General features: G+C 64.7%; 26 protein-coding genes. 14 read left to right on the top strand and 12 right to left on the bottom strand.

The features are described from left to right. From EJC49_RS25670 to pssA, 5 genes are all read left to right on the top strand, one after another. The coding region (locus tag EJC49_RS25670) for a LysM peptidoglycan-binding domain-containing protein (protein ID WP_170314709.1) at window positions 1-521 on the top strand (521 nt) is incomplete at its 5' end. Between the two features lie 173 nt (window positions 522-694). Next, window positions 695-1,024 (top strand): ArsR/SmtB family transcription factor, encoded by a 330-nt coding sequence (locus tag EJC49_RS13415; RefSeq protein WP_126700439.1) that lies wholly within the window; start codon window positions 695-697, stop codon window positions 1,022-1,024. A 36-nt stretch (window positions 1,025-1,060) separates the two neighbouring features. Then, the gene (locus EJC49_RS13410; protein WP_126700438.1) at window positions 1,061-2,950 is read left to right on the top strand and encodes an ABCB family ABC transporter ATP-binding protein/permease; all 1,890 of its coding nucleotides are present in this window, start codon (window positions 1,061-1,063) and stop codon (window positions 2,948-2,950) included. 352 nt (window positions 2,951-3,302) lie between these two features. Beyond that, entirely contained in the window at window positions 3,303-3,998 is a 696-nt protein-coding gene (locus tag EJC49_RS13405) for a phosphatidylserine decarboxylase (RefSeq protein ID WP_126700437.1), read from the top strand. 3 nt (window positions 3,999-4,001) lie between these two features. Continuing rightward, a complete protein-coding gene (pssA, locus tag EJC49_RS13400; protein ID WP_126700436.1) occupies window positions 4,002-4,829 on the top strand; it encodes a CDP-diacylglycerol--serine O-phosphatidyltransferase in 828 nt (275 codons plus the stop codon). A gap of 17 nt (window positions 4,830-4,846) precedes the next feature. On the opposite strand, the gene EJC49_RS13395 is transcribed toward pssA, so the two are convergent. Next, window positions 4,847-5,728, bottom strand: coding sequence for a DMT family transporter (locus EJC49_RS13395; RefSeq protein WP_126700435.1), 882 nt, complete (start codon window positions 5,726-5,728; stop codon window positions 4,847-4,849). A 206-nt stretch (window positions 5,729-5,934) separates the two neighbouring features. Between EJC49_RS13395 and EJC49_RS13390 the strand changes: the two genes are divergently transcribed. Next, window positions 5,935-6,279 (top strand): RidA family protein, encoded by a 345-nt coding sequence (locus EJC49_RS13390; RefSeq protein ID WP_126700434.1) that lies wholly within the window; start codon window positions 5,935-5,937, stop codon window positions 6,277-6,279. A gap of 94 nt (window positions 6,280-6,373) precedes the next feature. Here EJC49_RS13390 and EJC49_RS13385 read toward each other — a convergent pair whose 3' ends face one another. Both EJC49_RS13385 and EJC49_RS13380 read right to left on the bottom strand, forming a co-directional pair. Then, complete coding sequence (locus EJC49_RS13385; RefSeq protein ID WP_126700433.1) at window positions 6,374-6,604, bottom strand: hypothetical protein; 231 nt, start codon at window positions 6,602-6,604, stop codon at window positions 6,374-6,376. Between the two features lie 107 nt (window positions 6,605-6,711). Continuing rightward, on the bottom strand, window positions 6,712-7,473 hold the full coding sequence (locus tag EJC49_RS13380) for an SDR family NAD(P)-dependent oxidoreductase (protein WP_126700432.1): 762 nt from the start codon (window positions 7,471-7,473) through the stop codon (window positions 6,712-6,714). Window positions 7,474-7,660: 187 nt separating this feature from the next. Between EJC49_RS13380 and sugE the strand changes: the two genes are divergently transcribed. Continuing rightward, window positions 7,661-7,978 carry a quaternary ammonium compound efflux SMR transporter SugE gene (gene sugE / locus EJC49_RS13375; RefSeq protein WP_126700431.1) on the top strand — a complete coding sequence of 106 codons (318 nt, stop codon included), beginning with the start codon at window positions 7,661-7,663 and terminating at the stop codon, window positions 7,976-7,978. A 12-nt stretch (window positions 7,979-7,990) separates the two neighbouring features. Here sugE and purF read toward each other — a convergent pair whose 3' ends face one another. The 9 genes from purF to EJC49_RS13330 all read right to left on the bottom strand — a co-directional run bounded on the left by purF (window position 7,991) and on the right by EJC49_RS13330 (window position 17,246). Further along, window positions 7,991-9,490: an amidophosphoribosyltransferase gene (gene purF, locus EJC49_RS13370; protein WP_126700430.1), complete on the bottom strand. Its 1,500-nt coding sequence runs from the start codon at window positions 9,488-9,490 to the stop codon at window positions 7,991-7,993. 54 nt (window positions 9,491-9,544) lie between these two features. Continuing rightward, entirely contained in the window at window positions 9,545-10,078 is a 534-nt protein-coding gene (locus tag EJC49_RS13365; RefSeq protein ID WP_126700429.1) for a CvpA family protein, read from the bottom strand. A gap of 29 nt (window positions 10,079-10,107) precedes the next feature. Next, a complete protein-coding gene (gene radA, locus EJC49_RS13360) occupies window positions 10,108-11,505 on the bottom strand; it encodes a DNA repair protein RadA (RefSeq protein WP_126700428.1) in 1,398 nt (465 codons plus the stop codon). A gap of 49 nt (window positions 11,506-11,554) precedes the next feature. Then, window positions 11,555-12,730, bottom strand: coding sequence for an alanine racemase (gene alr / locus EJC49_RS13355; RefSeq protein WP_245453393.1), 1,176 nt, complete (start codon window positions 12,728-12,730; stop codon window positions 11,555-11,557). Between the two features lie 4 nt (window positions 12,731-12,734). Next, the gene (locus EJC49_RS13350) at window positions 12,735-14,222 is read right to left on the bottom strand and encodes a replicative DNA helicase (RefSeq protein WP_126700427.1); all 1,488 of its coding nucleotides are present in this window, start codon (window positions 14,220-14,222) and stop codon (window positions 12,735-12,737) included. Between the two features lie 325 nt (window positions 14,223-14,547). Continuing rightward, window positions 14,548-15,123, bottom strand: coding sequence for a 50S ribosomal protein L9 (gene rplI / locus EJC49_RS13345; protein WP_126700426.1), 576 nt, complete (start codon window positions 15,121-15,123; stop codon window positions 14,548-14,550). Window positions 15,124-15,325: 202 nt separating this feature from the next. Next, complete coding sequence (gene rpsR, locus EJC49_RS13340; protein WP_019170551.1) at window positions 15,326-15,574, bottom strand: 30S ribosomal protein S18; 249 nt, start codon at window positions 15,572-15,574, stop codon at window positions 15,326-15,328. Continuing rightward, entirely contained in the window at window positions 15,574-16,059 is a 486-nt protein-coding gene (gene rpsF, locus EJC49_RS13335; protein ID WP_126700446.1) for a 30S ribosomal protein S6, read from the bottom strand. The genes rpsR and rpsF overlap by 1 nt, the downstream gene beginning before the upstream one ends. A 272-nt stretch (window positions 16,060-16,331) precedes the next feature. Continuing rightward, window positions 16,332-17,246 carry a calcium/sodium antiporter gene (locus EJC49_RS13330; protein ID WP_245453392.1) on the bottom strand — a complete coding sequence of 305 codons (915 nt, stop codon included), beginning with the start codon at window positions 17,244-17,246 and terminating at the stop codon, window positions 16,332-16,334. A gap of 208 nt (window positions 17,247-17,454) precedes the next feature. Here EJC49_RS13330 and fabD point away from each other — a divergent pair, with 208 nt between their 5' ends. The 7 genes from fabD (at window position 17,455) to gmk (ending at window position 23,930) form a co-directional block, all read left to right on the top strand. Next, on the top strand, window positions 17,455-18,399 hold the full coding sequence (gene fabD, locus EJC49_RS13325; RefSeq protein ID WP_126700425.1) for an ACP S-malonyltransferase: 945 nt from the start codon (window positions 17,455-17,457) through the stop codon (window positions 18,397-18,399). A 49-nt stretch (window positions 18,400-18,448) separates the two neighbouring features. After that, entirely contained in the window at window positions 18,449-19,186 is a 738-nt protein-coding gene (gene fabG / locus EJC49_RS13320) for a 3-oxoacyl-[acyl-carrier-protein] reductase (RefSeq protein WP_126700424.1), read from the top strand. A 266-nt stretch (window positions 19,187-19,452) separates the two neighbouring features. Beyond that, window positions 19,453-19,689 (top strand): acyl carrier protein, encoded by a 237-nt coding sequence (locus EJC49_RS13315; protein WP_126700444.1) that lies wholly within the window; start codon window positions 19,453-19,455, stop codon window positions 19,687-19,689. Window positions 19,690-19,726: 37 nt separating this feature from the next. Further along, entirely contained in the window at window positions 19,727-20,989 is a 1,263-nt protein-coding gene (fabF, locus tag EJC49_RS13310) for a beta-ketoacyl-ACP synthase II (protein WP_126700423.1), read from the top strand. 187 nt (window positions 20,990-21,176) lie between these two features. Continuing rightward, window positions 21,177-22,349, top strand: coding sequence for an endolytic transglycosylase MltG (mltG, locus tag EJC49_RS13305; RefSeq protein WP_126700422.1), 1,173 nt, complete (start codon window positions 21,177-21,179; stop codon window positions 22,347-22,349). A gap of 29 nt (window positions 22,350-22,378) precedes the next feature. Next, the gene (locus EJC49_RS13300; RefSeq protein ID WP_126700421.1) at window positions 22,379-23,269 is read left to right on the top strand and encodes a YicC/YloC family endoribonuclease; all 891 of its coding nucleotides are present in this window, start codon (window positions 22,379-22,381) and stop codon (window positions 23,267-23,269) included. Window positions 23,270-23,273: 4 nt separating this feature from the next. Further along, complete coding sequence (gmk, locus tag EJC49_RS13295) at window positions 23,274-23,930, top strand: guanylate kinase (protein WP_245453391.1); 657 nt, start codon at window positions 23,274-23,276, stop codon at window positions 23,928-23,930. Window positions 23,931-23,942: the final 12 nt, after the last annotated feature.

The raw sequence follows: 23,942 nt of genomic DNA, 5'->3' as shown, positions 1-23,942 counted from the left end.
AGGCCGCCGCCGCCAGCGAACCCGCGCCCCAGCCGGCCGAAGCTCAACCCGAAACGCCGGCCGTCGCGGAACAGCCCAACACGGACGCCGCCGCGCCGCAGGTCGCGGCCTCGGAGAGAGCCGCGCAACCGACCGCCGAAAAGCCCGCCGCGCCTGCCGAGCAGATCGTCGCCGCCGCGCCGGCATCCACCCAGCCGACCGCCGGGCAGGCGGACAGCGACATGGCGGCCGACGACGACGGCATCGTCACGGTTACGGCGTCTCCCCTCCAGTCGGTCGACAGTGCGGTCATCATCCGTCGCGGCGATACGTTGTGGCGCATCTCGCGACGCGTCTATGGTCGCGGCGTCCGTTACTCCACCCTCTATCTGGCTAACCAGGAGCAGATCGAGGATCCCGACCGCATCTGGCCGGGGCAGGTGTTCCGCGTCCCCGACAAGACCAACGAGGGCGAGACCGCCGATCTCGACCCCATTCGAGCGCAGGTCACCACCATCGATCCGGCCGCCACCGCGCAGTAGGCGAGGCGCCGCGCCGCTCGCCGTCCCCGGCTAAATTCACCGTCGCCCCCGGTCCTCCCCCGATTTCGGGGGAGGGGGACCACGCGAAGCGTGGTGGAGGGGGCGTCGCGCTGCCCGTGTGCGTCCGCTTTCCCCTTGCGCCTCGGCAATCCATCGTATATCGACGATCTACGATGAACATCTCGACCAACATCCTTGCCGCTTCGGACACGCGCGACGCCGATCTGGCGGCGGCGCTCGGCGCGCTGGCCCATCCGGCGCGCATCTCGATCCTTCGCCATCTGGCCCAGCATGAGGCCTGCTGCTGCCGCGACGTGGTCGAGCGCATCGATCTCGCCCAGTCCACCGTCTCGCAGCATCTCAAGGTGCTGGTGTCGGCCGGGCTGGTGCTCTACGAGCCACAGAACCGCCGCTCGCGCTATTCGGTGAACCGGCCCGTGCTCGACCGGCTGTCGCGTCAGGTGGGCGCTCTGCTCACCTCCTGCTGCGCGACGCCGGCATAAAAAGACTGAACTCGAGGAAGAAACCAGGGAGCCATCGTGGCTGACAAGACCGTTTCCGCCGATTCCGGCTCGATGTTCTCGACGCTCGCGAACCTGTGGCCCTACATGTGGCCGGCCGACCGCGCCGACCTCAAGCTGCGCGTCGTCTGGGCGACGGCCTTTCTCGTCGTCGCCAAACTGGTGCTGGTGCTGGTGCCCTATTTCTTCAAATGGGCAACGGACGCGCTTTCGGGAGAGGGGGGCGCGCCCGGCTGGATGCCTGCCATTCTCGCTGGCCCGGTGATGCTGGTCGTAGCCTACAACGTCGTGCGGGTGGTCCAGCTCGGCTTCAACCAGTTGCGCGACGCACTGTTTGCGCGCGTTGGCCAGCACGCCGTGCGGCAACTGGCTTTCCGCACCTTTGTGCACCTGCACGCGCTATCGCTGCGCTTCCATCTCGAGCGCCGCACGGGCGGCCTGTCGCGCGTCATCGAACGCGGCGTCAAGGGCATCGAGACCATCGTCCGCTTCACCATTCTCAACACGCTGCCCACCGTCATCGAGTTCGCGCTGGTGGCCGTCATCTTCGCGGTCGCCTATGGCTGGATCTACGTCGGGGTCATCGCGGTCACCGTCTGGCTCTACACCTGGTTCACGGTCAAGGCGAGCGACTGGCGCATCTCCATCCGCCGCGAGATGAACGACAGCGACACCGACGCCAACACCAAGGCGGTCGATTCGCTTCTGAACTTCGAGACGGTGAAATACTTCAACAACGAGGATATGGAGGCGCGCCGCTTCGATCGCTCCATGGAGCGCTATGAGGACGCCGCCACGAAGACCTGGACCTCGCTCGGCTGGCTCAATTTCGGCCAGGGCGTCATCTTCGGCGTCGGCATGGCGATCGTCATGGCGCTATCGGCCTGGGAGGTCACGCAGGGCACCCAGACCATTGGCGACTTCGTCTTCGTCAACGCCATGCTGATGCAACTCTCTGTCCCGCTCAACTTCATCGGTTTCATCTACCGCGAGATCCGGCAGGGCCTCACCGACATCGAAAACATGTTCGACCTGCTCGACGTCGATCAAGAGGTCAAGGACAAGCCCGGCGCCACCGCGCTCCAGGTCGCCGAAGGTGCAATCCGCTTCCACGACGTGCACTTTTCCTACGATCCGGCGCGGCCCATCCTCAAGGGCATCTCCTTCGAGGTCCCGGCGGGCAAGACGGTGGCCATCGTCGGCCCCTCGGGGGCGGGCAAGTCCACACTGTCGCGTCTGCTGTTCCGCTTCTACGACATCCAGTCGGGCGCAATCACCATCGACGGGCAGGATGTCCGCGACGTCACCCAGAAGAGCCTGCGCGGCGCCATCGGCATGGTGCCGCAGGACACGGTGCTCTTCAACGACACCATCTTCTACAACATCCGCTACGGCCGCTTCGACGCGAGCGAGGACGAGATCCGCAAGGCCGCCGAACTAGCTCAGATCGGCCCCTTCATCGAGGCGCTTCCAGAGGGTTACCGCTCCATGGTGGGTGAGCGCGGGTTGAAGCTCTCAGGCGGCGAAAAGCAGCGCGTGGCAATCGCCCGCACCATCCTCAAGGCGCCGCCGATCCTCATCCTCGACGAGGCCACCTCGGCGCTCGACACCCACACCGAGCAGGAGATCCAGGCAGCGCTCGATCTCGTCAGCCGTGGACGCACGACGCTGGTCATCGCCCACCGCCTGTCCACCGTCATTTCCGCCGACGAGATCATCGTGCTGAAGGACGGCCGCATCGCCGAGAAGGGCACACACCGCGATCTGCTGGATGCGAAGGGCCTCTACGCCGACATGTGGGACCGCCAGCGCGAGGCCACCGAGGCGGAGGAGCGCTTGCGGATTGCCCGCGAGACCGACGAACTCGGCGTCGTCACCCGCCGCCGCACGCCGGAGGTGGGGGTGTAGGCGGGCCACGTCTGCTTCCCGCAAAAACCGGCCACAAGCCGATGAGGCGCGGACATCGGCATGCGTCCGTCGGGACCTGGCCGCCCTCGTCTGCGCCCATGTCGACCGCCGGAGGTCTGGCAGTCGGGATCAGGACCGCGAGCGGGTTCTACAGCGCAAGCCGACCCTGGATATGGCGGGGGAGGAAGGGGCGATCGGCTTTCCGCATCGGGATTGGCGGCCCGGGAGCAACCTCGTCATCCCCCACGAAGGATAACCCGCGTTCCGGAACACCCTCCACCACCCGCGCGTTGCGGCCACGACCCCTTTCCGATAATCATCGGCCGCACCATCACAGGATCAGCCGCCCCGCATGAGTATTCAGGATTCGATCAGAAACGCCTTCGTGCCCGTGCACCGGGAAGGATGGCCTTTCATCGCCGCCTTTGCCGGCGCCTCCATCATCCTCGGCGTCTTTTCCACCAGCCTGTTCTGGATCGGCGCGATCCTGACCATGTGGTGCGCCTACTTCTTCCGCGATCCCGAGCGCGTCACGCCGGTCGACGACCGGTTGGTGATCAGCCCGGCCGACGGCATCGTCTCGGCCGTCGGACTGGCCGTGCCACCACGCGAGCTGAACCTCGGCGAGGCCGAGATGCTGCGCATCTCGGTTTTCATGAACGTCTTCTCCTGCCACGTGAACCGGGCGCCGGTGCGCGGCCGCATTGCCCGCATCGAGCACCGCGCTGGCAAGTTCCTGAATGCCGAACTCGACAAGGCCAGCCAGGAGAACGAGCGCAATGGCCTCGTCATCGACAGTCCGCATGGTCCTGTCGCCACCGTGCAGATTGCCGGTCTCGTGGCGCGCCGCATCCTGTGTTTCGTCGAGGAGGCGACCAACATCTCGGTCGGCGACCGCATTGGCCTCATCCGTTTCGGATCGCGCGTCGACGTGTTCCTGCCTGCGGGCGCCGTCGCCAAGGTGTTCCATGGTCAGACCGCGGTGGCCGGCGAAACGATCCTGGCCGAGTTCGGCGGCGTCGCAACGCCGCTGATGCGGGTCACCTGAGCGATGGTCGACAATCTCCAGCCCGGCCATCCCGTCCGCCCGCCCGACCCACGCGGGCCGCGCATCCGCGAGATTCCGTTGCGCATGGTATTGCCCAACCTCGTCACGGTGCTGGCCATCTGCGCCGGCCTGACCGGCATCCGGCTCGCCTTCGAAGGCCGCATCGAACTTGCAGTGGCCATGGTACTGCTGGCGGCCTTCCTCGACGGGCTCGACGGTCGCGTGGCGCGAGCGCTGAAGGCGACGTCGCGATTCGGCGCCGAGATGGATTCGCTGGCCGACATCGTCAATTTCGGCGTCGCCCCCGGTCTCGTGCTCTATGCCTACCTGCTCGACGGTGCAGGGGATCCGGGCTGGATCGCGGCGCTTCTCTTCGCCATTGCCTGCGGCTTGAGGCTCGCCCGCTTCAACGTGATGTCCCATGATCCCGAGCGCGACAACTGGCGCTCCGGTTTTTTCACAGGCGTACCGGCCCCGGCCGGCGCGATGCTGGTGCTTCTGCCGGCCTATCTCGGCTTTCTCGGCTTTCAGCAGGGTCCGGGCTTCGCCTGGTTCTCCACCATCTTCACCGTGCTCGTCGCCTTCCTGCTGGTCAGCCGCATTCCGATCTGGTCTGGCAAGAACATGGGCCGCATCCGCAGCGATCTGATGCTGCCGCTGATGCTGGTGATCGTCCTCTACGTCCTCTTGCTCATCAACTATCCCTGGCACACCATGACGGTGACGGCGCTCGGCTACCTCGCCTTCATTCCGCTGAGCTGGATTGCCTATCGCCGCCGTGAAAGGGCGGAGGAAGCGGACTTGCCGGAGCAAGAGCCTGCGTCGGACTGATCGCCGCTTCGTTCGCTTTACTGGCGGCGCCTCTCGGCCAGGATGATCATCAGCCCGGCTGAAAAGATCAGCACCGCCCCGATCACCACGCCCGGCCTGGGAACGTCGCCCCAGATCAGGAAGCCCAGGGCGAAGGACCAGACCAGCGACGTATACTCGAACGGCGCGACGACGGAGGCTTCGGCCTTGCGCATGCCCTCGAACAGGCAGAACTGCGCCAGTCCCCCGCAGATGCCGGTGCCGATCAAGAGTGCCAGCTGAGACCCGCTCGGTGTCTGCCACAAAAAGAATGTCGGCACTCCGGCGATGACCAGGAAGAACCCGTTATTGAGCAGGAGTTGTACTAAGGTCCGCTCGCCGAGCGCGATCTTGCGGATCAGGACGATCGAGAAACCCCACAGCGCCGCAGCTGCCAGGACCATCAGAACCGGCAGCGACAGGCCGATGGCTAGCGGGTTGCAGGCGATGAACACGCCGACGAAGCCGGTGAACACCGCCACCCACCGGACCGGCGGAACGACCTCCTTGAGCAGCCACACCGACAGGACCGTCACGATGATGGGAGCGGCGAAGTAGATCGTCGTCAGCTCGGCCAACTGCAGGTCCCTTGCGGCGGTATAGAAGCACAGCCACGCCGCCAGGATCACGAAGCTGCGCAGGAACATCGCGCCCAGCACAGGGGAGTTTGCGGCATCGTTCACCGCCTTTCGACCGCCGATGGCAAGCGCGATCGCAACGATCGTGGCAGATCTGAACAGCAGAATCTGCCACACGGAGAAGCCCACCACCATCAGCTTGATGGCGGCGTCCTGGAGCGAGAACAGGAAGTAGCCGACGCTGGTCAGCAGGATGCCAGCGAAGACCTGCTCGCGCGTGCTGACGGCTGCCGTGACGGCCATGCCTGTATGTCCTCCGCTGCTCCCCTGCTGTAGAGACAGCGCCGAAAACGGCCCTGCGCCACGGCGCGCCATGCATGGGGCCAGCAGGCGCCTTGCCGTGTTCCGGAGGGGGCGCAAGGGCAAGGGCGATCGGCTTGGGGCCTGTCATCGCGCCGCCCGATCCGCTATGCAGCCGGCGGATCCATTTGCAACAAGGAGAACCGACCATGACCATCCGCCGCATCGAGCCAGGCAAGCGCATGAGCCAGGCCGTCGTCCATGGCAACACCGTCTATCTCGCCGGCCAGGTGGGAACGCCCGGCAAGACCGTGAAGGAGCAGACGCAGGAGGTGCTGGATTCCATCGATCGACTGCTCGCGGAAGCTGGTTCGGACAAGTCGAAGCTGCTCTCGGCCACCATCTGGCTGGGCGACATGCGCGACTTCGCCGACATGAATTCGGTCTGGGACGCCTGGGTCGATCCGGCAAACCCGCCGGCCCGCGCGACCGGCGAGGCGCGGCTCGCAACGGCCCAGCATCTCGTCGAGATCATCGTGGTCGCTGCGATCTGATCCGGACGAGGGAATTGGCATGGTGGGCGAATGCGCCTGCCATACTCGTCCGATCACGGACAGCCGGAGGCAAGGCTTCGTTGTGCGGCAGCGCCTACTCCGACGCCGGCGGAACGGCCTGCATGCCGGGGTCGGAATCGTCTGAATAGAAGGCCGCCCCGGACGGAACGCATTGCAGCTGCCAGCCGGCGCCAGGCTGCTTCTGGTACTCGACGATGGCCTCCTGGCATTGCTCCCGCGTGTCGAAGCCGCTCGGCATGACGACCAGGCCGCCTTGCGGTCCCGAGACGACGAGGTACCAGACGAACGCAGAGAAGAGTTGCATGATGAGCCTCGACGACGGCGCATGCCGGTTTCGCAGACCATACAGTTGCGCGGTGCGATCGGGAAGCGTGCCTTTCAGGCTGGCGGCTCCGTCTCGAGGGAAACTGGTCAGTCAGGCATGCGATATCGTTGAAATGCATCGGCGCGAGCGTCGAAGATGAGACCGGTGTGGGCGAGCGCAGCTCCGGCCAAGGGTACGATTCGCGTCGCGATCTCGGACGGATGGGGCAAGGTCGCCGGATCCTCTCCTGGCATCGCCTGGGCGCGCATGGCTGTCCGCGTCGCACCGGGATTGACGATTGCGATCTTCAGCGATGTATTTTTCGTCTCGTCGGCCCAGGAGCGTGCCATGGCTTCGACAGCGGCCTTGGAGGCGGCGTAGGGCCCCCAATAGGCGCGCGCCGAATGGGCCGCACCCGACGACATGATGATCGCGCGACCGGCCTCGGAAAGCCTCAGAAGCGGGTCGACGGTGCGGATCAGCCGCCAGGTGCCGGTGACGTTCACCGCCATCACCTTGTCGAATACCTTCGCCTCGATATGGGCGAGAGGACCGATGACGCCCAGAACGCCGGCATTGGCCACGAGCACGTCGAGCTTGCCCCAGCGCTCGTGGATCGCCCCGCCCAGGCGGTCTATGCCGGTCATGTCGGTCAGGTCGAGCGGAACCAGCGTCGCCTCACCTTTGCCCGTCCTCGCCCGTTCGGCCTTGATCTCGTCATCCAGTTCTTCGAGCCCGCCCACGGTCCGGGCAACGGCAATGACATGGGCGCCGGCCGCCGCCATCTGCCTGGCGATGAAATAGCCGATGCCGCGAGAAGCGCCGGTGACGAGGGCGATGCGCCCCGTGAGGTCGGGTGTGTCGGTCATGTCGCTTCCCGTTGACGATAGCAGCGCGGCCGAAAACCGCCGCGGATGCCGGCTTACCCGAACTGGGGTTTGAGGAAAACCCCGCTTGACCCCGGGCCGAGGGTGTCCCAGATTCATGGTGCCGGGACGACCCGGAATTCGCCGAAGATCGGTGGGGACGACCCCATCTCCATCGGAGACACGGGTCATGGCCTGGATTTACCTTTTCGCTGCTGGATTGTTTGAAATCGGCTGGGCTATCGGATTGAAGTATACGCAGGGCTTCAGTCGGCTCGTTCCGACGGTCCTCACACTCGCCTCGATGGCGGTCAGCCTCGGCCTTCTCGGCCTTGCCCTGAAGACGCTGCCGCTCGGTACGGCCTATGCGATCTGGACCGGTATCGGCACGGTCGGAACGGTCGTCCTCGGCATCGTGCTGTTCGCGGAGCCGACCGAGGCATTCCGGCTCGCCTGCATCGGCCTCATCGTCGCCGGCATCGTCGGCTTGAAGATCGTTTCGCCCTGAACGATGTAGGCTCTACTGCCCACCGTTTGCGAGCAGCGAGAGCGTCCGAACGTTGTCCGTGCCCTCCATGTCGAGCAGCCGCGTGGGATAGTCGCCGGTGAAACAGGCGTCGCAGAACTGCGGCGCATCATTGTCGCGAGCGGCTTCTCCGACGGCTCGGTAGAGCCCGTCGATCGAGAGAAATCCGAGGGAGTTCACCCGGATGAACTCCGCCATCTCGCCCACAGACATGCGCGAAGCGAGGAGCTTGGCTTTCTCCGGCGTGTCGACGCCATAGAAGCAGGACGCGCGCGTCGGCGGCGATGCGATGCGCATGTGCACCTCCTTCGCGCCAGCGTCCCGCACCATCTGCACGATCTTTTGGCTTGTCGTGCCGCGCACGATCGAATCGTCGACCAGCACGACGCGCTTGCCCTCGATGATCTTGCGGTTGGCGTTGTGCTTCAGCCGCACGCCCATGTGGCGGATCGAATCACCGGGCGAGATGAACGTTCTGCCGACATAGTGGTTTCGAATGATCCCGAGTTCGAAGGGCAGGCCCGCTTCCTGAGCGAATCCGATCGCCGCTGGCGTGCCGGAATCGGGAACCGGCACGACGATGTCTGCCTCGACCGGCTCTTCGCGGGCGAGTTCCATGCCGATCTTCTTGCGCACCTCGTAGACGTTGCGGCCTTCGACCGAGGAATCCGGGCGGGCGAAGTAGACATATTCGAAAACGCAGAAACGCGACTTCATTGGTTCGAACGGAAAGTGGCTCTCGATCCCCTTGGATGTCACGACCACCATCTCGCCGGGCTTCAGGTCCCGCACGAACCGCGCGCCGATGATGTCGAGCGCGCAGGTTTCCGACGCCAGGATCCAGGCGCCGTCGAGATCGCCGAGCACCAGTGGACGAATGCCGAGCGGATCGCGACATCCGATCATCTTCTTCGACGTCAGCGCAACAAGCGAGAAGGCCCCTTCGATCTGGCGTATGGCATCGATGAATCGGGCGTTCAGGTCCCGTTCCTTGCTGGTGGCGACCAGATGCATGATCGTCTCGGTGTCGGAGGTCGACGAGAAGATCGCGCCCTGCTTCTGCAGCACGCGCTGCACGGTCATGGCATTGGTGATGTTGCCGTTGTGCGCGACCGCCAGGCCGCCGTCTGCAAGTTCTGCGAAAAAGGGCTGCACGTTGCGCAAGCCCGCGCCCCCTGTCGTGGCATAGCGCGTATGGCCGATCGCGCGGTTGCCCTGCAGCCGGTCGATGACCGATTGCTTGGTGAAGGTGTCGCCGATCAGCCCGACATGCCGCTCCACGTGGAACTGCGTGCCGTCATAGGAGACGATGCCGGCTGCTTCCTGGCCCCGGTGCTGAAGCGAATGCAATCCGAGTGTGACGATGGCCGCAGCGTCCTGACGGCCGAAAATGCCGAAAACCCCGCACTCGTCGTGGAAATGGTCGTCGGCCTCTGCCGCCAGCCCGCCGTCGCGGGCGAATGCGGAAGAGGTAGGGCCGGCATGCTCTGCCATTGCAAATCGCCTTTCGCGCCAATCGTTTCCCGTCTGGAAACGGATGGGGTCGAGTCAGTTGCTCGTGTCGCCGTCACCGTCCTCGGTCAGGCGCTTGATGATCGAATTCTCCGGGTCGTCCGGAAGGAAATCCTGCAGCTTCTCGCCAATACCCTCGAGCAGGGGAAGCGATTTCGCCTCCGCCACCCATGTGGGTCGATTGTTGCCCACCAGCCAGTTGAAGAACATCAACGCGACCGCGACCACCAGCACGCCGCGCGCCGCGCCATAGACGAAGCCCAGCGTGCGATCGAGCGCGCCGATGCGGGAGTCGATGATGAAGTCGGCGATCTTCATGGTGACGAGCGTGACGATCACCAGGGCGACGAAGAACACGATGCCGGCTGCGGCCACCAGCGCCAGCTTGTCGTTGTCGATATAGGGCGTCACGTAGGGAACCACCAACGGGTGGAGGAAGAACGCCGCAGCCGCGGCCGCCCCCCAGGATGCGATCGAGAGGAGCTCGCGCGACAAACCGCGCACCATCGCGAGGGTCGCCGAGACCAGGGCGAAGCCGACGAGAATTCCGTCAAGCAGCGTAATCGGCATTGTGGAGCCACTCCGTTCCAAGCACTGCGTCAGTCTGCGTCCCGGCTGCGTTTCGTCCCAGCGATCTTGGCGACCAGATCGACGAGTGCGCCCGGCAGGAACGACCTTGATGCCATCGCTCCCGCGATCTCGCCGCTACCGGTCGGCAGGACAGCCTGCCCGAAACCCAGTTTCTCCGCCTCTTTCAACCGCTGCTGTGCATGAGCGACAGGTCTGACGGCGCCCGAAAGGCTGATTTCGCCGAAATAGACACAATCGGCAGGCAGAGCAAGTCCGGTGAGGGAGGAAACCAGCGCCGCCGCCACGGCAAGGTCAGCGGCCGGCTCTGAAATGCGATAGCCGCCCGCGACATTCAGGTAGACGTCGTGCTGCGCGAACCGGATGCCGCAATGGGCCTCCAGCACGGCGAGGATCATCGACAGCCGCGACGAGTCCCATCCCACCACGGCTCGCCGGGGCGTACCGAGCGGTGATGGCGCCACGAGCGCCTGTATCTCCACCAGCACCGGCCGCGTGCCTTCCATGCCGGCGAAAACCGCAGCCCCCGGGGCTTTGGTGCTGCGTTCGCCCAGGAACAGTTCGGATGGATTGGAGACTTCCCGCAGTCCCTTGTCCGACATCTCGAAGACGCCGATCTCGTCGGTCGGGCCGAAGCGGTTCTTCACCGTGCGCAGGATGCGGTAGTGATGTCCGCCTTCGCCTTCGAAATACAATACGCCGTCGACCATGTGCTCCACCACGCGGGGGCCCGCGATCTGGCCTTCCTTGGTGACGTGGCCAACGAGCACGATCGCCGCTCCGGTGGACTTGGCATAGCGGATCATGGCCTGGGCGGAGGCGCGCACCTGCGTCACCGTGCCGGGGGCCGAATCGGCCATGTCCGTCCACAGTGTCTGGATCGAATCGAGGATCAGCAGGTCAGGCCGCCGGCCTTCGGCGATGGTAGCGAGGATGTCCTCGACATTCGTTTCGGCAGCGAGTTCAACCGGTGAATCCGCGACGCCCAGCCGCTGCGCACGCAGGCGGATCTGCGCGACCGCCTCCTCGCCCGACACGTAGACGATGCGGTGTCCCTGTCTGGCCAATGCAGCGGCGGCCTGGGTGAGCAGCGTCGACTTGCCGATACCGGGGTCGCCGCCGACGAGCAACGCCGAACCACGCACGAAGCCGCCGCCGGTGGCGCGGTCGAGTTCGCCGATGCCGCTGGCGATGCGCGGCGCGTCCTCGATGTCGCCCGACAGCGAGGTCAGCACCACCGCCCGGCCTTTGCGGGCACTGCGCGTGGAGGCCGGGCCCGCGCCGATGCCTCCCGACGTGCCCTCCTCGATCAGCGTGTTCCACTCGCCGCACGCGTCGCATTTTCCGGCCCAGCGCGTGTGCACCGAGCCACAGTTCTGGCAGATGAACTGGACGCGCGATTTGGCCATCAGTTTGTCCTTGCCGGCCGCCAGAGCGGCTTGGAACGGTGCAAGGCGATCATGCGCCCGTCGCCTCGTCGATACCGACGTGGAATCGGGTATAGCGGCGCGATAGACCCGTCAGCAGTTCGTAGGCGATCGTGCCGGCAGCTGACGCGGCTTCGTCGATGGGCAAATCGGGTCCGAACAACTGGATGAAGTTTCCAGGCAAGACCGTATCCGGACCAAGGTCGGTGACGTCGAACATGGTCAAGTCCATCGTGACCCGGCCGAGGATCGGTACGCGTTGCCCCCTGATCGCGCCGAAGCCGCCCGGCCGAAGGGCCCGCATCGGTACGCCGCTGCCGGAGGACGACCGCAGCAGGCCGTCCGCATAGCCCACGGCCGCGATGGCGATCAGGCTGTCGCGTTCGAGCACCTGGGTCGCTCCGTAACTCACCACATCGCCGGCCTGCGCGCGGCGCACCTGAAGGATGCGAGCCTCGGCTGTCACCACGGTCTTCATGGTGACGCTCGACGATGGAGCGCCTCCATAAACGGCGATACCGGGCCGGACCAGATCGAGATGAAACTCGCGGCCGAGCAGGAGGCCGGACGAGTTGGCGAGGCTCGCGGCGACACCCGGGAACGCTGCCCGCACCGCGTTGAAGGCGGCCAGCTGTTTCCGGTTCAGCGGATGGTCCCGCTCGTCGCCGCAGGCGAGGTGGCTCATCAGCAGCACCGGCTCGATCGCGCGTGTCAGCGCGTTGTCAGCGGCGTAGGCGATGGCTTGCGGCACTGTCAGGCCGAGCCGGTTCAGTCCGGTGTCGACCTGTATCGCGCAAGACTTGTCCGTTCCCGGTTTGGCGCAATGCCGCTCCCAGAGCGCGATGTCCGTGGCGCCGTTGAGCACCGGTGTGAGGCGCTGGGAGGCGAACAGGGCGGCCGCGTCTTCGCTGAACAGGCTGTTGAGCACGAAGATGCGGGCGTCCGGTGCCGCCCGGCGCGTGGCCATGCCCTCGTCGGCCGTCGCCACGAAAAACGTATCGCATCCTTCCGCCGTCAGGGCCGGCACCACCTGCGCGATGCCAAGCCCGTAGGCATCGGCCTTGACGATGCCGGCTACCCGCGCACGCCCGACGACCTTCGCGAGCGCGCGATAATTCGAACGCAGGGCGCGGAGGTCCACCATGATCAGGCCGCCGGCAAGATCGGATCGTGGTCCGCTCTCGCGGATATGGACGGGCTTGCTCACGAGGCTACTCGAGCCGCTCCGGCATGCGGTCTTCCTCGGCGAGGTCCGAGAACCGCGTGAACTGGCCTTCGAAGGCAAGTTCCACCGTGCCGGTCGGGCCGTGCCGCTGCTTGGCGATGATCAGTTCGGCCTTGCCCTTCACGCGCTCGAACTTGAGGCGCCATTCCTCGTATTCGGGCGTGCCTTCCTCCGGCTGCTTGTTCTGCAGATAGTATTCATCTCGATAGACGAAGAGCACGACGTCGGCGTCCTGCTCGATCGAACCCGATTCGCGCAGGTCCGAAAGCTGCGGGCGCTTGTCGTCGCGGCTTTCCACCTGGCGCGAAAGCTGGGACAGCGCGATGATGGGGACATGCAGTTCCTTGGCCAGCGCCTTCAGGCCGGTGGTGATCTCGGTGATTTCCTGCACGCGGTTCTGGCTCGACTTTGAAGAACCCTGCATCAGCTGAACATAGTCGATGACGATCACGTCGAGGCCGCGCTGGCGCTTCAACCGGCGGGCCCGGGCGGCTAGCTGCGCGATCGAGATGCCGCCCGTCTGGTCGATGAACAGCGGCGTCTTCTGCATCATCTGCGCGCAGGCGACGAGCTTTTCGAAGTCCGTCTCCGAGATTTCGCCGCGGCGGATCTTCGATGACGAGATTTCCGTCTGCTCGGAGATGATGCGGGTGGCGAGCTGTTCGGCCGACATTTCCAGCGAGAAAAAGCCCACCACGCCTCCGCGCTCGGCCTTGAACGAGCCGTCCGCCTGCTGTGCGGGCTTGTAGGCAGCCGCAATGTTGAAGGCGATGTTGGTGGCCAGCGACGTCTTGCCCATCGCGGGGCGACCGGCGAGGATCACGAGATCCGACGATTGCAGGCCCCCAAGCTTGCGGTCGACGTCGCGAAGTCCGGTGGAGACGCCCGACAGGTGGCCGTCGCGCATGTAGGCGGCATTGGCGACGTCGATCGCCGTCGTCACCGCGTCGGAAAAGCTTTGGAAGCCGCCATCGTAGCGGCCGGTTTCGGCCAGTTCGAAAAGTCGCCGCTCCGCATCCTCGATTTGCTCCGCGGGCGACATGTCGACCGGCGCATCATAGGCGATGTTGACCATGTCCTCGCCGACGGTGATGAGTGCGCGCCGCGTGGCAAGGTCGTAGATCGCGCGGCCATAGTCTGCGGCGTTGATGATCGTGACCGCCTCGGCCGCCAGTCTTGCCAGGTAGTGGGCGACCGTCATGTCGCCGACCTTCTCGTCGGCCGGCAGGAACGTCTTCATGGTGACGGGATTGGCCGACTTGCCCATGCGGATGAGTTCGCCCGCGATCTCGAAGATCTTGCGGTGAAGCGGCTCGTAGAAGTGGGTCGGCTTCAGGAAATCCGAAACGCGGTAGAAGGCATCATTGTTGACGAGAATCGCGCCGAGCAAGGCCTGCTCGGCCTCGATGTTGTTGGGCGCTTCGCGATAGAGCGGGGTCTCCGCCACGCCGAATTTGCGGACTGCTTCTGCCATGGTCGTTCCGTCTGGTCCCTGCCGGCAAAAGGCCTATCAGAACTTCGCGAGGCTTGGGTCGGGAATAACGCTCCCAACCCGTAATTCACACCTCGTCCACACCCAAGGTGTCGATGTCGGGTCGGTCGCGGAGATTCCGGTTGACGCGAATCGAAACCTCAAGATAGCGAGCGTGATGCTGGAACAAAACAAGAAATGGTGCAGCTGTCGCGCATCCTGCGCCGGGAAGCAGGCGCCACCCGCACCAAACGAAATACCCGGGAAAGCTCCCGGGTATCGATCTGGATCGCGCAGTAGAGGCGATCGGGACAGGTGACGTCCTTGCTCAAGCCTCTTCGTCTTCTTCGTCGCCGCCATCGAAGAACGCGTCCGGACGGGCGTTCTCGTTGATGTCGTCACCATAGATCGCCTCGAGCGAATCGAGCTTCTCGCCCTTCGCCTGCCGCTCGGCTTCGTCGGCCGACCGAGCGATGTTGAGAGTGATCGTAACCTCGACTTCCGGATGAAGCGCAATCACCACGTTGGTGAGACCGATCGCCTTGATCGGATTGTTCAGTTCGACCTGGTTGCGGCCGACCGTGAAACCTTCCTCGGTGAGCAGTTCCGAAATGTCGCGGGTCGACACCGAACCGTAGAGCTGGCCGGTTTCGCCGGCGGAGCGCACGACGATGAAGCTCTGGCTGTCGAGCTTTTCGGCCACGGCTTCGGCCTCGCTCTTGCGCTCGAGATTGCGGGCTTCGAGCTGCGCGCGCTGGCCTTCGAACTTCTTCTTGTTGGCTTCGTTAGCGCGAAGCGCCTTGCCCTGCGGCAGCAGGAAATTGCGCGCGAAACCGTCCTTGACCTTGACGGTATCGCCCATCTGGCCGAGGCGAGAGATGCGTTCGAGGAGAATGACTTCCATGGTCCTGATCCTTGTCGTCGGGCTGCCACGGCAGCCGCAATGTCGAATGGACGGTCAGGAACAAAAAGCGGAACGTGGTCCGCCGGTCGCTGTCCTGCCCGTCATGGCAGTTAGGGCCTCGTTTGGCCCAACTCGGGGTTTTCGGTTCTTTCTCCGCACCCGAAGCGGGGAAAGGGCCGGGCGCTGGCGCCCGGCTTGGAGATCACTTCACCACGTAGGGCAGCAGGCCGAGGAAGCGGGCGCGCTTGATCGCCTTGGCGAGCTCGCGCTGCTTCTTCTGGCTGACGGCGGTGATGCGCGACGGCACGATCTTGCCGCGCTCGGAGATGTAGCGCTGCAGCAGGCGCACGTCCTTGTAATCGATCTTCGGGGCGTTGGCGCCGGAGAAGGGGCAGGTCTTGCGACGGCGGTGGAAGGGACGGCGCGTCGGGATCTGGTTGATGTCGACCATTACTGCGCTCCTCCTTCAGCCTGCTCGCGCGGACGGCGCGGGCCACGATCGTCGCGATCGCCACGCGGGGGACGGTCGCCCCGGTCACCACGGTCGCCGCGATCGCGGTCGCCGAAACGGGGACGGTCGCCGAAGCGGTCGCCGCCGCGTTCGCTGCGCTCTTCGCGCTTCTGCATCATCGCGGAAACGCCTTCCTCGTGCTTCTCGACGCGAACGGTCATGAAGCGGAGAACGTCCTCCGACAGGCCCATCTGGCGTTCCATCTCCTGGATCGCAGCCGCCGGAGCGGTGATGTCCATGAGCGTGTAGTACGCCTTGCGGTTCTTGTTGATGCGGTAGGTGAGGGACTTCAATCCCCAGTTCTCGACCCGGCCGATGCTTCCGCCATTCGCTTCGATGACGCCCTTGTAGGTTTCCACAAGCGCGTCGACCTGTTGCGAAGACAGATCCTGGCGGGCGAGAAATACATGTTCGTAGAGAGCCATGCTCATTCTTGCCTTTCTTCGTTTCACTGCCCGGCGCCCGATGGCTAAGCCTCTGCGACTGCCTTGACCCGGAACCGGGAGAAGAAAGACGCATCGATGAGACGGTCGAGAGCGGAGACACGGGAGGCGGAAGGACCCTTGCCTTCACACACGCATCGTTCGGAACGGTCCGAAAACGCGCGAGCCCTCCGTTCAGCCCCCAATCGGAACCGGCAGAGTGCGGGCGCTATACCGGAGGTGCCGCGCATTGGCAAGGCCGGTTGGGATGAACGTCATCCCGGCAGCACGAACAAGGCGGCGGTGTAGGCCAGATAGGCAGCGAGCATGATCGCTCCGCTTCGACGCCCCAGGCCATTGCGCACGACGACGGCAGCCGAAAAGAGGATGCTGATCGCCAGCATCAGCGGCACGTCGAACCAAAGGAACCGGCTGGCTATGTCCAGCGGTTCGATCATAGCGGTCACGCCCAGAATGCCGAGGATGTTGAAGATATTGGAGCCGATCACATTGCCGACGGCCACTTCGCTGCGGCCGCGCCACGCCGCAACGATGGAAGTCGCGAGTTCGGGCAGGCTGGTGCCGAGCGCGACGACCGTCAGGCCGATGACCGCTTCCGAGACGCCGACCGCGCGCGCGATCGACGAGGCGCCGTCGACCAGCCAGTCCGCACCGATCGCGAGCATGGCGAGCCCGGCCGACAGCACCATGAGCGACCGCCACGCCGGTGCGGCGCCCGCCATGTCGGGGCGCCTCAGCTCGCCGGCGGCGTGCGATTGCCGAGCCGCACGGAAATGCATGGCGAGATAGAAGGCCAGCAGGAGGAAGAGCGCCAGACCGGCGAGACGCGGAATGGCGCCCCACGCCGATGCGATGAGCAACAGCATCGATGCGCCCAGCATGATACCCAGTTCTCGGCGGATTCCGCGTTCGAGGGGCACGCGGGAGGCGAGCAGCGCAGTAAAGCCGCCGATCAGCAGGATGTTGGCGATGTTGGAGCCGACGACGTTGCCGACCGCGATCTCGGGCACGCCTTTGAGCGCGGCCTTGACAGACACCAGCAACTCGGGCGTCGACGTGGCGAAGCCCACGATGGTGAGACCGATTACCAGCTCCGATACGCCAAACCGTCGCGCAAGGCCGACCGCACCCCTGACCAGAAACTCACCGCCGCCGAACAGCAGCCCCATGCCGACGATGACGAGGAGAAGGTCGGCCCAGGAACCCATGATGACCCATGTTGGCGGCGTAAGGTGGTTGCGCCTAGATGGGTGCATGTCGATCTCGACGCAAGGAGGTGAGCGATGGCGCGAAGCTTCGGCCAGCCTTGACCGCACTTGACTTCCCGCCCGCTCCTGCGTCACAGGCAGGCGAGTTCGATCGAGCGGAGAACAACTGATGGCCATCGCATTCACCTTTCCGGGCCAGGGCAGCCAGTCCGTCGGAATGGGCCGCGATCTGGCGGACGCTTTTCCCGAGGCCCGTTCCGTCTTCGATGAGGTCGATGCAGCGCTTGGCGAAAAGCTCTCCGCCATCATGTGGGAGGGCCCGGAGGACGTTCTGACGCTTACCGCCAACGCCCAGCCGGCGTTGATGGCGGTTTCGATCGCGGCGCTGCGTGTCATGGAGGCACGCGGCCTCGTGCTGAAGGACAAGGTGGCCTATGTCGCTGGCCATTCGCTCGGCGAGTATTCCGCGCTCTGTGCTGCCGGCGTCTTCTCGCTCGCCGATACGGCCCGGCTCCTGCGAATCCGCGGCAACGCCATGCAGGCGGCAGTCCCTGCAGGCGAAGGCGCCATGGCGGCCATTCTTGGCCTCGACCAGGGAAAGGTGGAGGAGGCCTGCGCGATGGCAGAAGGCGGCGTCTGCCAGATCGCCAATGACAATGGAGGCGGTCAGCTCGTCATCTCTGGTTCGAAGGCCGCCGTCGATCACGCCGCGCGCCTGTGCACGGAAATGGGCGCGAAGCGCGCATTGATGCTGTCGGTGTCCGCCCCGTTCCACTCCGCCTTGATGGCGCCAGCGGCCGACGCGATGCGTGATGCGTTGGCGGCGGTCGAGATGAAGGCGCCAGTCGTGCCGGTTGTCGCCAACGTCACGGTCAGCCCGATCAAGGATCCCGCCGAGATCCGCCAGCGGCTCGTCGAGCAGGTGACCGGCCGCGTGCGCTGGCGCGAAACCGTCGAATGGTTCGCTGGCAACGGCGTCGGCACGCTCTACGAAGTCGGCTCAGGCAAGGTTCTTTGCGGGCTCGCGCGTCGCATCAGCCGTGACACCGCCACGGCCGCCGTCAACACACCTGCCGACGTCGAGGCCGCGCTCGCGACCCTCGTCCAAGGCTAAACCCTGTCGCGGCTCGCCGTCGCGCGTGAATTCGGGAAAGGATAGCGACATGTTCGATCTGACCGGCCGCAAGGCTCTCGTGACCGGCGCCTCCGGGGGCATCGGCGAGGCGGTTGCGCGCGCCTTGCATGGACAGGGGGCGACCGTCGGTCTGCACGGCACGCGCGTCGAAAAGCTCGAAGCGCTCGCGGCCGATCTCGGCGACCGGGTGAAAATCTTCCCGGCCGATCTGTCCAACCGCGACGACGTGAAAGCGCTTGGGCAGAAGGCGGAGGCGGAACTCGAGGGTGTAGACATTCTCGTCAACAATGCCGGTGTCACGCGCGACGGTCTTTTCGTCCGGATGTCCGATGCCGACTGGGATGCCGTGATCGAGGTCAACCTGACCTCCACCTTCCGACTGACGCGTGAACTGACCCACCCGATGATGCGCCGCCGCTACGGCCGCATCATCAACATGGCGTCGGTGGTCGGCGTCACCGGCAATCCGGGACAGGCCAATTACTGTGCTTCGAAGGCCGGCATGATCGGCTTTTCGAAGTCGCTCGCGCAGGAGATCGCCTCCCGCAACGTGACCGTCAACTGCATCGCGCCGGGCTTCATCGAATCGTCCATGACCGAAAAGCTCAATGACAAGCAGAAGGACGCCATCATGGGGGCCATCCCGATGCGCCGAATGGGCACCGGACTGGAGATTGCGACAGCCGTCGTCTACCTTGCTTCGGCGGAAGCCGCCTACGTGACTGGGCAGACGCTGCACGTCAACGGCGGCATGGCGATGGTCTAGCCAAGCCGGAGTCTCCGGGAGCGCGCGGACCAATCTGGCCGCGACGCTGCCCGAATCCGGCTTTGCGGGGCCACGGCTTCGTGATATGCGCCGCGCGAGCCGGCATTTCCGTCAAGGCGTCACCGTCGGACAGTGCCAATCGAAAGGAAAACGCAGTCCGGAGTATCCACGTTGGACCGACCTGGAATGCGCCATCTTTCAGCTTGATTAGCGGCAATCCTGCCGCTAACGAAGACAAACTTGAACCGAAGTCGAGGGTTTCCCTAATGAGCGATACCGCAGAGCGCGTCAAAAAGATCGTTGTCGAACATCTTGGCGTCGAAGAAGCGAAGGTTACCGAGGGCGCGAGCTTCATTGACGATCTGGGCGCTGACAGCCTGGACACCGTCGAGCTCGTGATGGCCTTCGAGGAAGAGTTTGGCGTCGAGATTCCCGACGACGCGGCCGAGACGATCCTGACTGTCGGCGACGCGGTCAAGTTCATCGAGAAGGCTTCGGCCTGAGTTTGGCCGGCGCCTCTTGCGCCGGATGGAACCCGCAATGAGACGTGTCGTCGTTACGGGCCTCGGCCTATTGTCTCCGTTCGGACCTGGCGTGGAGCACTCCTGGAAGCAGTTGCTTTCGGGCAGGAGCGCTGCGCGAAAGATCGAGACATTCGAGACGAGCGACCTTCCCTGCAAGATCGCGAACGTGATCCCTCGCGGGGCAGGCGACGACGGCACGTTCAATCCCGACCATGTGCTGGAGCCGAAGGACCAGCGCAAGGTCGGCGACTTCATCACCTACGGCATTGCCGCTGCCGACGAAGCCTTGAAGGATTCAGGCTGGGAGCCGAAAACCGACGAGGATCAGTGCGCGACCGGGGTCATGATCGGCTCGGGCATCGGCGGCATCGAAGGCATCGCCGAGAACGCGCTGATCCTGCACGAGCGTGGCCCTCGCCGTATCAGTCCATTCTTCATTCCTGGCAATATCATCAACCTCGTCTCCGGACAGGTGTCGATCCGCCATGGATTGAAAGGCCCCAACCATTCCGTCGTCACGGCCTGTTCCACCGGTGCTCATGCCATTGGTGACGCAGCTCGCCTGATCGCTTTCGGTGATGCCGAAGTGATGCTCGCCGGCGGCGCCGAATCACCCATCAACCGGCTGTCGTTGGCTGGCTTTGCGGCTTGCCGCGCCCTCTCGACAGCCTACAACGATGCGCCCGAGAAAGCGTCGCGCCCTTACGACCGCGACCGGGACGGCTTCGTGATGGGCGAGGGCGCCGGTGTCGTGGTGCTGGAAGAACTCGAGCACGCAAAGGCCAGGGGCGCCAAGATCTACGCCGAGGTGGTCGGCTACGGCCTCACCGGCGACGCGCACCACATCACCGCCCCGGCCGAGGATGGTGATGGCGCCTATCGTTGCATGAAGGCTGCGCTGAAGCGTGCCGGACTGTCGCCTGCGGATGTCGACTACATCAACGCGCATGGCACGTCGACGATGGCCGATACGATCGAACTCGGTGCGGTGGAGCGGCTCGTCGGGAATGCTGCGTCAACGATCTCCATGTCGTCGACGAAGTCCTCGATTGGCCATCTCCTTGGGGCGGCCGGTGCGGCGGAGGCGATCTTCTGCCTGTTGGCGATCCGCGACAACATCGCCCCCGCCACCATCAATCTGGACAATCCGTCGACCGAGACTGCGCTCGATCTCGTGCCGAACACGCCACGGGAGCGCCGGATCGACGTGGCACTGTCGAATTCGTTCGGCTTCGGTGGAACGAACGCCTCGCTTGTCTTTCGGCGGTATAATGGTTGACTGTCGCGTCCAGGCGTCATTTTTGCCATAATCCTCGATAGTCTTCGCCCGCGACATCGTGACCTGAAAATGGTGTATGTGCGGGCTGTTGCGATTCGACGCAATTCCGTCCGAGGCGACGGCTGGCGCTGGCGTTGCCGCATCGAACGAGAGACGGATGCCGGAGTGAGGGAGCGAGGGTGAACCGATGAGCGATACCGCGAATCAACCGGAGTTCGGACGCCGCCGTGAGGCGGCGAAGCCGATCGTGCCGAAGACCGCCAACGAGGCGCTTCGCCCGGAGATGGGTACGCCTCCGCCCCGCCGCTCTCGCGCCTCGCGCAGCCAGTTCGTCATCTTTCTGAACTTCGTGATGTCGGCCATCTTCCTGGTGACCATCGGTGCCGGGCTGCTTGTGTATTTTGGCAAGGGCGAGTTCGAAGGTCCTGGGCCTTCCACGACCGGCGATGTCGTGATGATTCGGCCCAATACCGGCGTTCGCGAGATCGCCGCCCAGTTGGAGCGCACCGGACTGATCAGTGATGCGCGCATTTTCGCCCTTGGCGTGCGTGCCTATGGCGCCGATTCCGAATTGAAGGCAGGCGAATATGAGGTCAGGCCGCGCGCGTCCATGCATGACATCATGGAACTCCTGAAAAGCGGTCGATCCGTGCTGTACTCTCTGACGATTCCGGAAGGGCTCACGGTCGAACAGGCATTTCAGCGCATCGCCGAACACGAAGCGCTCGTCGGCGACATGCCGGCCGACATGCCGCCGGAAGGCAGCCTGGTCGCCGACACGCAGCGGTTCACGCGCGGGACGCAGCGCAAGGATCTGATCGAGCGCATGATCGCGGCGCAGTCCCGCCTCGTCGAAAGCATCTGGGCGCGGCGTGTCGAAGGGCTGCCACTCAAGGACATCAACGAATTCGTTACGCTCGCCTCGATCGTCGAGAAGGAAACCGGACAGGCCGAGGAACGCTCGCGCGTGGCTGCGGTTTTCATCAACCGGCTGAACAAGGGCATGCGCCTGCAGTCGGATCCCACGATCATTTACGGTTTGTTCGGCGGCAAGGGCAAACCGGCAGACCGGCCAATCTACCGCTCCGACATCGACAAGCCCACTCCGTACAACACGTACACCATTAACGGCCTGCCTCCTGGTCCGATCGCATCTCCTGGCCGCGCGTCGCTCGAGGCCGTGGCGAATCCGTCGAAGACCAACGACTTCTATTTCGTTGCCGACGGGACGGGCGGGCACGTCTTCGCGGCGACGCTGGCCGAGCACAACGAGAATGTCTCGCGCTGGCGCGAGATCGAGCGCAAGCGCCGTGAAGCGGCGGCGGCAACTGAGGTATCCGCGCCGGCGGTTGCCGACTGAGCGCCTGCGCTCGAGCGGGGGGAACATCCATGGCTGTTCAGAGCATGACGGGCTTCGCTCGCGCGTCGGCGGAACTGGCTGGTGCGTCGATCGCTTGGGAACTGCGCTCGGTGAACGGCAAGGGGCTCGAGGCGCGCCTGCGTCTTCCGCCCGGCCTTGAAAGGCTCGAGCAGGCCGCCAAGCAGATCATTCAGAAGCGGTTCTCGCGCGGTAACGTCCAGGCGTCGCTCACGCTTTCCCGCAACAATTCGGCGGTGCGGCCGGTCGTCAACGAGGTCCTGCTCGAGGAAGCGGCCCATCTGGCCAAGCGCCTGCAGGAACGTTTTGGCTGCGCCCCCGCCACGGCCGATGGCCTGCTCGCCTTGCGCGGTGTCCTTGAAATTCCCGAACTCGCCGAAGACGAGGAGATGCGCAATACGCTCGATTCAGCGAGTTTGTCGGTGCTCGAAGAGGCGGCGGCCGGTCTCGAGCAATCGAGGCGTTCGGAAGGGGCGGCGTTGGCGGCCATTTTGCTGGGGCACCTTTCGACCATCGAGCATCTTGTGTTGCGCGCTGAGGCTGATCCATCGCGCAACCCCGCTGTCATCCGCGAGCGGATCGGCGGGCAGGTGAGGATCCTGATGGAAGCCGCCGGGACCGCGCTTGATGAGACGAGGCTGCATATGGAGGCCGCTCTGCTGGCCACCAAGGCGGACATCCGCGAAGAGATCGACCGACTGAAAGCCCATGTGCGAGCGGCCCGCGGCATGATCGAGGAGGGGGGCGCAATTGGGCGTCGGCTCGATTTTCTGGCGCAGGAATTCAATCGCGAATCGAATACGCTGTGTTCGAAGTCGAATGCGACAACCGTTACGGCGATTGGCCTGGAACTGAAGGTCGTCGTCGACCAGTTCCGGGAACAGCTGCAAAATCTGGAGTAGAGGCATGGCCGACAATTCTCAACTGGAGGGGGTTCGTCGGCGCGGCTTGATGCTCGTCCTGTCCTCGCCGTCCGGCGCGGGCAAGTCGACCATCGCGCGTAATCTCCTCGAGAATGACAAGGGCTTCGAACTGTCCGTCAGCGTCACGACGCGGCCACGGCGGTCGAGCGAGATCGACGGCGTTCACTACCATTTCCGCTCGCGCCGGGAATTCGACAATCTGCGAGCCAATGACGAACTCCTCGAATGGGCCGAGGTACACGGAAATTTCTATGCCACGCCGCGCGAACCGGCCGAACGCGCAATGAACGAGGGCCGCGACATGCTCTTCGACATCGACTGGCAGGGCGCCGAACAGTTGCGCGAGAAGATGCAGGGCGACATCGTCTCGGTGTTCATTCTGCCGCCCTCCATGCGCGAACTGAAGGTTCGGCTGCAACGGCGAGCCGAAGACGACGCCGAAACCATTTCGCGCCGCCTGGCCAACGCCCGCAACGAGATCGAGCACTGGCGCGATTACGATTATGTGGTTATCAACCGAGACCTCGATCGCGCCTATCAGCAGGTGCTGTCCATCGTTGCGGCGGAGCGGCTGCGCCGCGACCGCAGTCTCGGCCTTTTCGATTATGTGACGAGGCTGCTCGACGAACAGGTCGATTGAGAACGCTGGGTC

It is taken from the genome of Aquibium carbonis (assembly GCF_003970795.1).
Lineage (GTDB): Bacteria > Pseudomonadota > Alphaproteobacteria > Rhizobiales > Rhizobiaceae > Aquibium > Aquibium carbonis.
The sequence above is the reverse complement of the archived record's forward strand: the minus strand, read 5'-3'. Positions and strand labels throughout refer to the sequence as shown.

Excerpts from the sequence above, each read along its gene's own strand:
- EJC49_RS13415 (WP_126700439.1), top strand. The coding sequence starts at position 695 with ATGAACATCTCGACCAACATCCTTGCCGCTTCGGACACGCGCGACGCC.
- EJC49_RS13405 (WP_126700437.1), top strand. The coding sequence starts at position 3,303 with ATGAGTATTCAGGATTCGATCAGAAACGCCTTCGTGCCCGTGCACCGG.
- pssA (WP_126700436.1), top strand. The coding sequence starts at position 4,002 with ATGGTCGACAATCTCCAGCCCGGCCATCCCGTCCGCCCGCCCGACCCA.
- EJC49_RS13395 (WP_126700435.1), bottom strand. The coding sequence starts at position 5,728 with ATGGCCGTCACGGCAGCCGTCAGCACGCGCGAGCAGGTCTTCGCTGGC.
- EJC49_RS13390 (WP_126700434.1), top strand. The coding sequence starts at position 5,935 with ATGACCATCCGCCGCATCGAGCCAGGCAAGCGCATGAGCCAGGCCGTC.
- EJC49_RS13385 (WP_126700433.1), bottom strand. The coding sequence starts at position 6,604 with ATGCAACTCTTCTCTGCGTTCGTCTGGTACCTCGTCGTCTCGGGACCG.
- EJC49_RS13380 (WP_126700432.1), bottom strand. The coding sequence starts at position 7,473 with ATGACCGACACACCCGACCTCACGGGGCGCATCGCCCTCGTCACCGGC.
- sugE (WP_126700431.1), top strand. The coding sequence starts at position 7,661 with ATGGCCTGGATTTACCTTTTCGCTGCTGGATTGTTTGAAATCGGCTGG.
- purF (WP_126700430.1), bottom strand. The coding sequence starts at position 9,490 with ATGGCAGAGCATGCCGGCCCTACCTCTTCCGCATTCGCCCGCGACGGC.
- EJC49_RS13365 (WP_126700429.1), bottom strand. The coding sequence starts at position 10,078 with ATGCCGATTACGCTGCTTGACGGAATTCTCGTCGGCTTCGCCCTGGTC.
- radA (WP_126700428.1), bottom strand. The coding sequence starts at position 11,505 with ATGGCCAAATCGCGCGTCCAGTTCATCTGCCAGAACTGTGGCTCGGTG.
- EJC49_RS13350 (WP_126700427.1), bottom strand. The coding sequence starts at position 14,222 with ATGGCAGAAGCAGTCCGCAAATTCGGCGTGGCGGAGACCCCGCTCTAT.
- rplI (WP_126700426.1), bottom strand. The coding sequence starts at position 15,123 with ATGGAAGTCATTCTCCTCGAACGCATCTCTCGCCTCGGCCAGATGGGC.
- rpsR (WP_019170551.1), bottom strand. The coding sequence starts at position 15,574 with ATGGTCGACATCAACCAGATCCCGACGCGCCGTCCCTTCCACCGCCGT.
- rpsF (WP_126700446.1), bottom strand. The coding sequence starts at position 16,059 with ATGGCTCTCTACGAACATGTATTTCTCGCCCGCCAGGATCTGTCTTCG.
- EJC49_RS13330 (WP_245453392.1), bottom strand. The coding sequence starts at position 17,246 with ATGGGGCTGCTGTTCGGCGGCGGTGAGTTTCTGGTCAGGGGTGCGGTC.
- fabD (WP_126700425.1), top strand. The coding sequence starts at position 17,455 with ATGGCCATCGCATTCACCTTTCCGGGCCAGGGCAGCCAGTCCGTCGGA.
- fabG (WP_126700424.1), top strand. The coding sequence starts at position 18,449 with ATGTTCGATCTGACCGGCCGCAAGGCTCTCGTGACCGGCGCCTCCGGG.
- EJC49_RS13315 (WP_126700444.1), top strand. The coding sequence starts at position 19,453 with ATGAGCGATACCGCAGAGCGCGTCAAAAAGATCGTTGTCGAACATCTT.
- fabF (WP_126700423.1), top strand. The coding sequence starts at position 19,727 with ATGAGACGTGTCGTCGTTACGGGCCTCGGCCTATTGTCTCCGTTCGGA.
- mltG (WP_126700422.1), top strand. The coding sequence starts at position 21,177 with ATGAGCGATACCGCGAATCAACCGGAGTTCGGACGCCGCCGTGAGGCG.
- EJC49_RS13300 (WP_126700421.1), top strand. The coding sequence starts at position 22,379 with ATGGCTGTTCAGAGCATGACGGGCTTCGCTCGCGCGTCGGCGGAACTG.
- gmk (WP_245453391.1), top strand. The coding sequence starts at position 23,274 with ATGGCCGACAATTCTCAACTGGAGGGGGTTCGTCGGCGCGGCTTGATG.